At 69.0% G+C, this 11,807-nt stretch carries 10 protein-coding genes; 4 read left to right on the plus strand and 6 right to left on the minus strand.

Annotation, left to right across the window (positions count from 1 at the left end):
- Positions 1-18: 18 nt before the first annotated feature.
- Entirely contained in the window at positions 19-1,974 is a 1,956-nt protein-coding gene (locus ASD77_RS09030) for an acetyl-CoA hydrolase/transferase C-terminal domain-containing protein (protein WP_055940133.1), read from the minus strand.
- A gap of 87 nt (positions 1,975-2,061) precedes the next feature.
- Between ASD77_RS09030 and ASD77_RS09035 the strand changes: the two genes are divergently transcribed.
- A complete protein-coding gene (locus ASD77_RS09035; RefSeq protein ID WP_156383536.1) occupies positions 2,062-2,586 on the plus strand; it encodes a hypothetical protein in 525 nt (174 codons plus the stop codon).
- Between the two features lie 3 nt (positions 2,587-2,589).
- Here ASD77_RS09035 and modC read toward each other — a convergent pair whose 3' ends face one another.
- The 5 genes from modC to ASD77_RS09060 all read right to left on the minus strand — a co-directional run bounded on the left by modC (position 2,590) and on the right by ASD77_RS09060 (position 6,281).
- Positions 2,590-3,207 carry a molybdenum ABC transporter ATP-binding protein gene (modC, locus tag ASD77_RS09040; RefSeq protein ID WP_055940137.1) on the minus strand — a complete coding sequence of 206 codons (618 nt, stop codon included), beginning with the start codon at positions 3,205-3,207 and terminating at the stop codon, positions 2,590-2,592.
- Entirely contained in the window at positions 3,207-3,908 is a 702-nt protein-coding gene (gene modB / locus ASD77_RS09045; protein ID WP_055940139.1) for a molybdate ABC transporter permease subunit, read from the minus strand. Before modB ends, modC begins: the two co-directional genes overlap by 1 nt.
- Positions 3,909-3,915: 7 nt before the next feature.
- Positions 3,916-4,656: a molybdate ABC transporter substrate-binding protein gene (gene modA / locus ASD77_RS09050; RefSeq protein ID WP_235578521.1), complete on the minus strand. Its 741-nt coding sequence runs from the start codon at positions 4,654-4,656 to the stop codon at positions 3,916-3,918.
- A gap of 125 nt (positions 4,657-4,781) precedes the next feature.
- Positions 4,782-5,597 carry a S1/P1 nuclease gene (locus ASD77_RS09055; protein ID WP_055940143.1) on the minus strand — a complete coding sequence of 272 codons (816 nt, stop codon included), beginning with the start codon at positions 5,595-5,597 and terminating at the stop codon, positions 4,782-4,784.
- A 63-nt stretch (positions 5,598-5,660) separates the two neighbouring features.
- Complete coding sequence (locus tag ASD77_RS09060) at positions 5,661-6,281, minus strand: OmpW family outer membrane protein (RefSeq protein ID WP_055940145.1); 621 nt, start codon at positions 6,279-6,281, stop codon at positions 5,661-5,663.
- Between the two features lie 164 nt (positions 6,282-6,445).
- Here ASD77_RS09060 and gap point away from each other — a divergent pair, with 164 nt between their 5' ends.
- The 3 genes from gap to ASD77_RS09075 all read left to right on the plus strand — a co-directional run bounded on the left by gap (position 6,446) and on the right by ASD77_RS09075 (position 11,737).
- Complete coding sequence (gene gap / locus ASD77_RS09065) at positions 6,446-7,450, plus strand: type I glyceraldehyde-3-phosphate dehydrogenase (RefSeq protein ID WP_055940147.1); 1,005 nt, start codon at positions 6,446-6,448, stop codon at positions 7,448-7,450.
- 223 nt (positions 7,451-7,673) lie between these two features.
- The gene (locus ASD77_RS09070; RefSeq protein WP_156383592.1) at positions 7,674-10,391 is read left to right on the plus strand and encodes a DUF2339 domain-containing protein; all 2,718 of its coding nucleotides are present in this window, start codon (positions 7,674-7,676) and stop codon (positions 10,389-10,391) included.
- Positions 10,388-11,737 (plus strand): DUF3999 domain-containing protein, encoded by a 1,350-nt coding sequence (locus ASD77_RS09075; RefSeq protein WP_055940151.1) that lies wholly within the window; start codon positions 10,388-10,390, stop codon positions 11,735-11,737. The genes ASD77_RS09070 and ASD77_RS09075 overlap by 4 nt, the downstream gene beginning before the upstream one ends.
- Positions 11,738-11,807: the final 70 nt, after the last annotated feature.

Raw genomic sequence — 11,807 nt, forward strand, 5'->3', positions numbered from 1 at the left:
GCTTTTTCTTGCACGCGATCAGCCCGCCTCGCTCAGGCCGAGCGCCAGCAGCTTCGCTTCGAGCCGTTCGCTCAACGTGGCTGGCCTGGCCAGCGCCATGCGCGCCATCGCGGCTTCGTCACCAGGCCGCGCCGCAAGGGCCTTTGCAACCGTCGTGAGCTTCTTCCACGGCGTGGCGGTGTTCGCCTTCAGCCAGCCGAGGGCGCTGACGATACGCTGCTCCACTGCGGTGAAGTCGCTGCCTAGGGGATAGTCGGGAAGGGTGCCGTCGTGGCGGAACGCGCGCAGCCGGGCGGACAGGTGCACGGGCGTGTTGTCGATCCAGTGGCCCGGAGCATGGAAGCCGGTGCGCAGTTTGCCGGCGCGTTGCGCCTGATGGACAAGCGCCTGCTGGAAGCGCCCATCGGTGATGCCACCCATGGCGATGATGCAGTCCTCGTCGTTCTTGCCGCGCACATCGGCGATGCCGTACTCGCTGACATACAGGTCGCGCAGGTGGCGTGGAATCGTCGTGTGGCCGTAGTTCCAGCGCACGTTCGATGCGGTGCTGCCGGCGTCCTCGCGTACCGCGCGGAACATCAGCACGCTGCGCGCGTCGTCGAGGGCGTTCGACATGTCGACGAAGTTGTACTGGCCGCCCACGCCGGACACTACGCGGCCATCCTCCAGGCCGTCGGACACCGCCGCGCCCAGTGCGGTCACCATCATGCAGGAGTTGAAGAAGCGTGCGTCGCGGCGCTGCAGGCGGGCCAGCGACTCGCGTCCGCGCTCCAGTTCGTTGATCAGACTGATGCGGCGCATGCCGATGGCGCGACGCTGGTCGTCCGGCAACGTGCGCAGCCAGTCGTAGAACGCGGGCGAACCGAGATAGAACGCGCCGTGGAGGTATTCGCCGTCGCGCTCCAGCCGCGCCTGGTCGCCGAGGTTGGCGGTGCCGTCGGCAAGTCGCTGCATCAGGGCTTCGTCGTCCACCACCTTGCGTCGGATCACGCCGGTCTCGACCAGTCGCTTGAAGCCTTCGTTGACCATCTCGCTGCAGCCGTACAGGCCGACGTCGAAGGGACCCAGGCCGCCGCTCGCAAGCACGGCGGGATGGCGTTCCAGTTCCGGATCAAGCGCCGTCAGCACGCGCCGGTAGGTCGCATTGTCGGTATGGCGCAGCACCAGCGCGTGGCACAACGCATCGGCCAGTGCGCCGATGCCGATCTGCAGCGTGCCGCCATCGCGGACCAGCGCGCTGGCATACAGGCCGATGGCGTAGTCGACGTCCGATACCGGCTGGCGCGGCAACCCGAACAGCACCGGGTAAGGGCCGGGCGGCGAGACGACGAGGTCGAAGTAGTCCTCCTCCACCGCCGCCGTGCCGCCTATCCACGGCAGCGCGGGATCGATCTCGGCCACCAGCAGCGGACGCGGCAGCCCGCGCGCCACGATGGCGTCCACGGCATCCTGGGTGAGGTCGTTGTTGCACGAGAACGACAGGCGCGTGCCGCCCGGCTCGCGGGCCACCTTCTGCACGATGACGTTGACCTCGCGATCCGCCAGTGCGCGGGCGACATGGGTGTAGTTGAGGCTGGCGTAATGACGTTGCGCGTTCGTCGAACGCAGCAGCGCACCGCCCTGCATGTAGAACTCTTCGACTTCGATGTTCGGAGGAAGCGCATCTCGCTTGATCGCTTGGACGTAGGCGAGCCGCGGGAAATCCTCGCCGAAGTGGCGCACGGCGAACGGCATCACGAAGCGCGCCTCCAGCCCCTTGCCACCCCCGGGTGGATCCAGCGACAGCGCGGTGTACAGCGTCCAGCTGCGCGAGGGGTCGGCAGCGATGCGTGCGTACAAGGCATTCAACAGCCGGTGCGGCTTGCCGATGCCCAGCGGTGCGCCCATCCGAAGCGGGCCGTGGATCTGGTGGAGGATATGGTCGACGGCCTGGTCGAGGGAGTCCAGATGCAGCGCGGCTGGGCGAGTGTCCATGGATCAAGCGTACCCCGCACGGCGGGCTGACCGCCATGAAGAGCGTGTTAACGTGCGGGCCAGGGAGTGCTTGGGGCGGAGGAAGGCGTGAAGGGACTCGCGTGGTGGATGCTTGCCTTGATGGTGTCGAGTGGCTGTGCGACCCGGACCGGAAATGTCGATCAGCGCATGCTGCTTCCGGACGGCGCGGCGCGCTATGAGATGGAGCCCCATCAGGCTTTCGTGTTTCCACTGCCGCTGGATAACGCCGCGCCGACGTTTCCCGTGGCGCCCGCCCTGCGCGAGATGCCCGCGACGACCGTGTGTGTCGCTTTCATCGTCGACGTGCAGGGCGTCACCTCCGAGGTGCGGCCGCTTGAGCAGGCGGGATGCGAGCGGGGTGCACCGGTGGCGCATCTGCACGACGTGGTCATGGTGGCCGTGGCCGGCTGGCGCTTTTCACCCGCCATGTTCTGCGAGTACCCGGATGCCGCCACCCGCGACCGCGACTGGAATGGCACCGGATGCGCAGGCGCCCGTGTGCAGGCGCGCAGCGTTCCCGTGTCCCTGGCCTACGCCTTCACCTTCGAAGTGCGCGATGGCAAGGGGCGCGTGGTGTCGAAGAAGCGCTGACGCTCATTCCAGTACGTGCACCGAGTCGGCGACCCGTCGCACCTCGTCCGGATGATGGCTCACGTAGACGATGGGCAGGCGGATCTCGTCGCGCACGCGCTGCAGGTAAGGGATCAGTTCCTCCCTGCGCGCCTGGTCCAGCGCCGACAACGGTTCGTCGAACAGCAGCAGCGAGGGTTGCGACAGCAGGGCGCGGCCGATCGCCACACGCTGGGCTTCGCCGCCGGACAGATTGCGCGTGCGGCGGGACAGCAGGGGGGCGATGCCGAGCAGCTCGACCACCGCATCAAAACCGAATCGTGGCGCGCCGCGCCCACCATGCCGCCCGTACTGCAGGTTGCGCCGCACATCGAGGTGCGGGAACAGGCGCGCATCCTGGAACACGTATCCCACGCGCCGGCGATGCACGGGTTCGTCGATCCGCCGCGCGCTGTCGAACAGGCACTGGCCATCCACCTCGATCCGGCCCGCCACGGGCGTGATCAAGCCGGCGATGGCGTTGAGCACGGAGGTTTTGCCGGCACCCGACGGCCCGACCAGCGCGATCACGCGCGCGTCGTCGTCGATACGCACGTGACGATGGAAGTGGCCCCGCCGCAGTTCGATGTCCAGCTTCACCATCAGCTGTCCTCCCCGTGACGCGTGTAGTGGCGCCGCACGAGCCATTCCGAGAACAGCAGCGCCGCCAGCGAGATCACCACGGCCACCGCGGCCAGCCGCCAGATGCCGGCTTCGCCGCCGGGCACCTGCATCAGGCCGTAGATGGCCGACGACAGCGTCTGTGTTTCACCGGGGATGTTCGACACGAAGGTGATGGTCGCGCCGAATTCGCCCAGCGCCTTCGCGAACGCCAGCACGCTGCCGGCGACCAGGCCCGGCCACGCCAGCGGCAGGGTGATGGTGAAGAACACGCGCCACGGCCCGGCGCCGAGCGTGGAGGCGGCCTGTTCCAGTCGCCGGTCCGTCGCTTCCAGCGACAGCCGGATGGAACGCACCATCAACGGGAACCCCATCACCGCACAGGCCAGCGCCGCACCGGTCCAGCGGAACGCGAACACGATGCCGAAGCGCTCCTGCAGGAAGGCACCGACGGTGCCCTGCGTGCCCAGCGTCACCAGCAGCGCGTAGCCCATCACCACCGGCGGCAACACCAGCGGCAGGTGCACGACGGCGTCGAGCAGCGCCTTGCCGGGAAAGCGCGTGCGCGCCAGCAGCCAGCCCACCAGTACGCCGAACGGCAGGCTGGCCAGCGCCGCCACCAGCGCCACCTTCAGGCTGAGGCGGATGGCGGTGAGTTCTTCCGGCGAGAAGGCGTCGAACATGTGTCGTTCACTTCTTCACCGCGAAGCCGCGGCGCTGGAAGACGGCTTCTGCGGCGGGCGAGGCCAGCCACTGCACGAATCGCGAGGCCTGCACCGAGCGCGGACCGCGCAGTGCCGCCACCGGATAGACGATGGGCGGATGCGAATCGGCGGGGAACGTCGCCAGCACGCGCACGCCCGGCTCGGCCTTCGCGTCCGACGCGTACACGATGCCCAGCGGTGTTTCGCCGCGCGCCACCAGCATCAGTGCCGCGCGCACGCTCTCGGATTCGGCCAGCCTGGTCCTGACGCCATTCCACAGCGACAGCGACTCCAGCGCTGCCTTGGCGTACTTGCCCGCAGGCACGGTCTGCGTCTGGCCCACGGCCAGGCGGCCGCTGCCCAGCGCCGCCAGCAGTGTCGCGGGACGCTTGAGGTCGACCTGAGCCTTGCTGGTCTTCGGGGCCACCAGCACCAACTGGTTGGACAGCAGGTTGCGCCGCGTGGCGACCTCCAGTTTCTGCCGCTGCTGCAGGTAGTCCATCCACTCCAGGTCGGCGGAGAAGAACACGTCGGCGGGCGCGCCCTGTTCGATCTGACGCGCGAGTGCGGAGCTGGCGGCGTACGACACGCGGACCGGAACGCCGGTCTGCGTCCGGTAGACCGCCGCGGCTTCGTCCAACGATTCCTTCAGGCTGGCGGCGGCGAAGACCGTCAGTCCGGCGTTGTCCTGCGCCTGCACGGCCGTGGTCGCCAGCGAAGCAAGCATCACGATCAGGGTGCAGAGCATGTGGCGAAGCAGTGTGGGCGAGGTCATGCGAACGACTCCTGGGCTGGGCGATTCGATGAGGATGGCGTGCGGGCTCGCCGGTGCCGGAGGGTGCCCGTATCGCTTCAGCGCTGCGCCAGCGCCTTGTTCAACACCGCGGCCAGCGCCACGCCGCCGGCGCGCAACTGGCGCTCCGCGATGGGCAGGTGCTTGTCCACGTAAGCCTGTTCGAGTTTCGCGCGGCGTGGATAGAAGTCGGGTTGGGTCACCACGCGGCACGACTGTTCGGCCCATGTCGCCGCCGGCGGCGGCAGGGTCATGGCGGCGATGGCGGGACGCGGCAAGGTGCGCAGGTGCGCCAGGTAGGCGTGCTCGCTGCGGCCGGTGGACACCAGCATGCGGCTGTCCCACAACGTGTGCATGTTGGTGCCGCGTCCGTTCCAGTTGATCTGCGCATCGTTGCCGCCCTTGTCGTGCGCGTAGCCTGCATGCAATGGCTGGTGTGCGTCGCCGACGAAATGCACGACGAACTTCAGCGCCAGCAGCCGCTCGGCGCGCGTGCGACGCGGATCGGCCAGGATCGTCGTCTGCGTGCGGATCGCTTCCACCACGCAGTTCCCGCCCGGGCAGTCGCGGCGCTGCAGGTAGGTGCAATCGTGCTCGCCGAGGTTGACGAAGTGCCAGTTCGCGCTCTGCTTGCCCAACACAGGATCGTTCTTGCGCAGGTCGTCCGCCCAGCCGGCGATGCCGGCCAGCGTGGGATCCGGTTCGCCCTGCAGCAGCGCGTCGATCTGGCGGCGCGTGTCCGGCGTCAGGTCGTCCCACGCCAGCAAGGCGACCAGGCGGTGGCCGAGCAGGCCCCATGCCTGCGCCGGCACGGGCAGCAGGGCGAGGGCGAACGCGGCGACGAGGGTGAGTACAGAAAGAAGGGGACGGACCATGCCGGTACTTTACCCGACACGGGCCGTCCCCGATTTTGCATCAGCCGACGGATCGTTCGCAGCTCAGAACGTCAGGACATAAGCCACGCCGTAGACCAGTGGGTCGATGTTCGCGGTGCCCAGGTCCGCGCCATCCACCTTGACGTCGGTGTCGATGTCGATCCAGCGCGCATCCACGCGCACCGCGCCGCGCTCGCTGACCTTGATGTCGAGGCCCGCATGCGCGGCCAGGCCCCAGGAGTCTTCCAGCTTCAGGTCCGTGCCGGCCAGCGCGCCCTGCGTGTCCTCGCTGAAGAAGGTGGTGTAGTTCAGGCCGGCGCCGAGGAACGGCGACACCTTACCCTGGCGGTTGAAGTGGTACTGCAGCGAGACCGTCGGCGGCAGGTGCTTGGTGCTGCCCACCGTGCCGACACCGTCGACGGCGATGTCGTGCTTGAACGGAAGCGCGGCCAGCACTTCCAGGCCCAGGTTGTCGCGCAGGAAGTATTCGAAGGTGATGGTCGGCTTGACGTCGCTGTCGATGCCCAGCGGCAACGTGCCGCCCGCGAGCGAACCATTGCCGGACGTCGGGTTGACCTGGTGCGCACCAATGCCCAGCGTCCAGTCGCCCTTGGACTGGGCGAGGGCGGGAACGGCGGCGCCCAGGGCGAGGGCGAGGGCGATCGGGATCAGCGTCTTCTTCATGGTGATGGGGCTCGTGGGAAAGTGGCGCCAGTCTCTGCCCCCGTTCCGGCGCCTGCCTTGATCCTGATCAATGCCCGCGGGGCTTCGCGGCGGGGCGGCCTGTTAGAATGAGCGCCCCCGTCAACCCCGCCGCGCCGCGCGCGCGGCCGCAGGAGTCCTGAGCAATGTCGATCAAGGTGGGTATCAACGGCTTCGGCCGCATCGGGCGCAACGTGCTGCGTTCCGCCGTGCAGAACTTCGGCAACGACATCGAGATCGTCGCCATCAACGATCTGCTGGAGCCGGACTACCTGGCCTACATGCTGCAGTACGACTCCGTGCACGGTCGCTTCGACGGCGACGTGAAGATCGAAGACGGCGCGCTGTTCGTCAACGGCAGCAAGATCCGCCTGACCCAGGAACGCGATCCCGCCAACCTGAAGTGGGACGAAGTGGGTGCCGAAGTCGTGATCGAATCCACCGGCCTGTTCCTCGACAAGGCCACCGCGCAGAAGCACCTCGACGCGGGCGCGAAGAAGGTCATCCTGTCGGCGCCGTCGAAGGACGACACGCCGATGTTCGTCTATGGCGTCAACGACAAGACCTACAACGGCGAGGCGATCATCTCCAACGCCTCGTGCACGACCAACTGCCTGGCGCCGATCGCCAAGGTGCTGCACGACAAGTGGGGCATCAAGCGCGGTCTGATGACCACCGTGCATGCGGCCACGGCCACGCAGAAGACCGTCGACGGCCCGAGCAACAAGGACTGGCGCGGCGGCCGCGGCATCCTCGAGAACATCATTCCGTCGTCCACCGGCGCGGCCAAGGCCGTCGGCGTGGTGATCCCGTCGCTCAACAAGAAGCTCACCGGCATGTCGTTCCGCGTGCCGACCAGCGACGTGTCCGTGGTCGACCTGACCGCCGAGCTGGAAAACCCGGCCACGTACGAGGAGATCAAGGCCGAAATGAAGGCGCAGAGCCAGGGCGCGCTGAAGGGCATCCTGGGCTACACCGAGGACAAGGTGGTGGCGACCGATTTCCGTGGGGACACCCGCACCTCGATCTTCGACGCCGAGGCCGGCATCGCGCTGGACCCGACCTTCGTGAAGATCGTCAGCTGGTACGACAACGAGTGGGGCTATTCCAACAAGTGCCTGGAAATGGTCCGCGTGGTCGCCGGCAAGTAAGCCGCACGCTCCGGTGGTACCGCACGGGCGCCCTGGGGGCGCCCGTGTCGTTTGCGGGTATCGCCAAGTGATACGGAGCGGGCGGAATGGCGCCACCAGCGCATCGAATCTTGCAAATCCGGCCGCCTTGGCCGAGGCTGCGGCGAGGCTGAATGGACGGCCGGGGAGCGGATGCGTCCGTTCCCGCACCGAACACGCAAAGACGGGGTAGGCAATGGATGATCTGGCGGGAGTGCTGGTGCTGCTCGGCCTGGCGGTACTGGCCGTGCCGGTATTGCTGATCGTGGCGCTGGTCGCGATCAGTGGGCTGAAGCGCCGGGTGGGCGAGCTGGAACGGCAGGTGCTGCAGCTGCGCAGCGCGCCGGTGGCGCCTGCCACGCCGCAGGCGGCGAATGTCGCGACGGCCACGCCGACCGATGCCGAGCCGACGTTGGCCGAACTCGTGCGGTCGCCGCCGGCGCGTGTGGAGACACCGCCTCCCGTGCCAGCGGCCGCGACGCCGCCACCGATTCCCCCGCAGCGCCCCGTCCCTGCGGCAGCCCCCGTGGAACCCGCGCCGGCGGTGCCGCCGCGTCCGCCACGCCCGGAAGCGCCGCCACGTCCCGCCAGGCCCGATGTGGTCACCGTCGCCCTGCGTGCGGTGCAACGCTGGTTCACGGTCGGCAACGTGCCGGTGAAGATCGGCGTGCTGGTGCTGTTCGCCGGCGTCGCGGCGCTGCTGAAGTACGGCGCCGACCAGGGCTGGTTCACCTTGCCGCCGGAATTGCGACTGGCTGGTATCGCCGCGGCAGCGCTGGGCGCGCTGGTCTTCGCGTGGCGCAAGCGCGACAGCAACCGCACCTTCGCGTTGAGCGTGCAGGGCGGTGCCATCGGCGTGCTGCTGCTGGTGGCGTTCGCGGCGTTCAAGATCTTCGGCGTGATGCCGGCCGGCGCGGCCTTCGCGCTGAGCATCGTGCTGATTGCAGGCGCGGGCATGCTGGCCGTGCTGCAGGATGCGAAGTCGCTGGCGGTGTTCGCGCTGCTGGCGGGCTTCCTCGCACCCATCTGGCTGTCGACCGGCAGCGGCAACCACGTGGCGCTGTTCTCGTACTACGCGGTGCTCAATGCCGCCATCGTCGGCATCGCCTGGTACAAGTCGTGGCGCGTGCTGAACCTGCTCGGCTTCGTCTTCACCTTCGGCATCGGCACGGCCTGGGGCCTGTTCGACTACGCGCCGGAGAAGTACGCGAGCACGCAGCCGTTCCTGGCGCTGTTCTTCGCCTTCTACCTGCTGATCCCGCTGCTGTTCGCGCGCCGCCAGCCGGCCGGTCGCCGCGACTTCATCGATGGCTGCCTGGTGTTCGGCATGCCGCTGGTGGCGTTCTCGCTGCAGGCGGGGCTGATGCAGGGTGGTACGTTCGAAGACAGTCGTCTGCCGCTGGCGTTGTGCGCGCTGGGACTCGGCGTGCTGTATACCGCGCTGTCGTGGTGGCTGCGTCGCCGTCAAGGCTACGACGTGCTGGTGCAGTCGTACGCGTTGCTGGCGGTGGGCTTCGCCACGCTGGCGGTGCCGCTGGCGCTGTCGGCGCAGGCGACGGCCTGCGTGTTCGCGCTGGAAGGTGCGGCGCTGGCCTGGCTGGGCCTGCGGCAGTCGCGCCTGCTGCCGCAGCTGACCGGTGCCGGCCTGCAGCTCGCGGCGGCGGTGGCGTTCTTCATCGCGAGCGCCGACGCGCCGTCGTGGGATACGACGGCTGCCGTGCCGATGTTCGCCAACGCGGCCTTCATGAGCGCATTGCTGATCGCGGCCGCAGGCGTTGCCAGTGCCTGGGCGTATCGCGGGCGCAGTGCCGGCGTGGCGCTGGTGTACTACCTGTGGGCGCTTGCTTGGTGGCTGGGCAACGGCATCGCGGAGATCAATGCCCATCTCGGCCATCGCGACGAACCCGATGCAGTGCTGGCCTTCATCGCGTTGACCGGCTGGCTGGCGGCCGAAGTAAATCGCCGGCGTCCGTCCACGGCACTGGCCTGGACCACGCTGGCCGCGCTGGCGTCCGCCGCGCCGCTGGCGCTGTGGCAGACCGCGGAGCACCAGCAGCCCTTCGCCGGCCATGGCGTGTGGGCATGGCTCGCCTATGCGGTACTCGGCGTCCGCAGCCTGATGTGCCTGCGCGACAGCGATCATCGCTTGGCTGGTGCGGCGCAGTTCGTCTGGTGGCTGGTGTGGCCGCTGGTGGCGAGCCTGCTGCTGGCCTGGTTGCCCGGGCATGTGCAGGGCATGGGCAGTGGTTGGCAGGCCGGTCTCATCGCGCTGCCATGGCTGGTGGTGGTGGCGCTCGCGCTGTTCCAGTGGGCGTGGCTGGCCGCGCCGCTGGGCGAGCGCTTCGCGGCATGGCGCACCCCGTTGTTGAGCGTGCTGTTCCTGGCGCTGGGACTGTGGTGGCTGGTCTCGCTGTTCATGTCCGGCGGGACGCGGCCGCTGCCGTGGATTCCCGTGGTCAATCCGATGGAACTGGCGCAGCTCGCCGTGCTGGTCCTGCTGCTGCGCTGGTGGATGCCAGAGGCGCGCGTGCTGCCGCCGGCGCGCATCGTGCTGCTGTCGTCGCTGGCCTTCGTGTGGATCACCTCGGTGGTGCTGCATGCCGTGCATCACTGGGGCGGCGTGCCGTGGAATGAAAGCCTGCTGTCCGGCAGCCTGGCGCAGACCAGCCTGACCATCACCTGGAGCGTGCTGGGCGTGCTCGGCTGGGTGATCGGATCGCGCCGTGGCCAGCGCATGCTGTGGCTGGGCGGTGCGGTGCTGATGGGCGTGGTGCTGGCCAAGCTGGTGTTCGTCGATCGCCAGCACCTGGGCAACCTGCTCGGCATCGGCTCGTTCATCGGCTACGGCCTGCTGTGCACCGTGGTGGGCTATCTGGCGCCGGCACCGCCGCGCCGCATCGACAACGAGGAAGCACCCGCATGAAGAAGTGGCTGATGGTCCTGTGCCTGCTGCCCGTGCTTGCCGGCGCGCAGGCGCCTGCGCCTTACGCGAAGCGCTGGCCGCTGGTGTTGTCGGCCGAACAGGCGGGCGCGTACCGCGTGGTGCTCGATCGCGAGATCTACACCACCACCGCGTGGCCCGACCTTCGCGACGTCGACGTGCTGGATGCGCACGGCAAGCCGGTGGCCGCCGCGTTGTTCGGTCCGGAGCAGCCGATGGCCCTGCCGGCGCGGCGCATCGTGGTGCCGTGGTTCCCGCTGCCCGCCCAGCGGCAGGATGCAGAAGGGCCGTCGCGCGTGTCGGCGCAGTTCGGCGAGAACGGACGCATCGTCCGCATCGAGGCCGATGGCGGCACGGCCGCCTCGGGCCCTGCGCGTGCCTTTCTGGTCGACCTGAGCGGCATCCGCGACAACGCCGAAGCGCTGGAATTCACCTGGGACACCGGCACGCCGCGCGAATCGCGCTATCGGGTCGAAGGCAGTTCCGATCTCGAGCAGTGGCAGGTGGTGCAGGAGCGCGTGACGCTGGTCGAACTGCAACGCGGTTCGCAGCGCCTGTTGCGCGACGAAGCGCCGATCCGCGGCGGCCTTCGCTACATCCGCTTCGTGCCGCTCGATGCCTCGCCTCCCTTGCCGATCCGCGAAGTGCGCGTGCGCCTGGATGCCGTGCACCAGCGGCAGGACGTGCAGTGGTCGGAACGTCAGGGGCGTCGCGTTTCCGCGCAGGGAGTGGACAGCTACACCTACGAAAGCGATGGACGCTATCCCGTGGCCTTCGCCGACCTGGCGATGGACGACTACGCCGTCGGCGAATGGACGCTGGAGAGTCGCGACAGCACGGACGCGCCGTGGCGGCTGCGCGCGGGGCCGTGGGTGGCGTACCGCGTGGCCGGTGAACAACCCAGCGCCTCGCCGGCGCAGCCACTGTCGAGCGGACCGGCGCGCGACCGTTACTGGCGGCTGCGCAACACCGGCACGCTGCCGGACCAGGCGCCCACCTTGCGACTCGGTTACCGGCCGGAGGTGGTGGTGTTCGTGGCGCAGGGCACGCCGCCGTACGCCTTGGTCGCGGGCAGCGCGACTGCGCGCCGCGCCGCCGTACCGATGCCGGCCCTGGTCGATGCGCTGCGCCGCGACCGTGGCGAGGACTGGCAGCCCGCGCCGGCCTACCTGTCTGCGTCCGCGGTACTGGCCGGCGACGCGGCGCTGGTCGCGCCGCCCACGCCGCGCGACTGGAAGACTTGGCTGCTGTGGGGCCTGCTGATCGCCGGCGCCGCGCTGGTGGCGGCCTTCGCCTTCAGCCTGTTGCGCAGCCGGCCGCCGGCATAGGCCAGCAGCGTTTGCGGCATGCGGGGGCAGGCGGGACAATAGCGGTCTTTCCCGCTGCCCAGGACTTCCG

This window comes from Pseudoxanthomonas sp. Root65, assembly GCF_001427635.1.
Lineage (GTDB): Bacteria > Pseudomonadota > Gammaproteobacteria > Xanthomonadales > Xanthomonadaceae > Pseudoxanthomonas_A.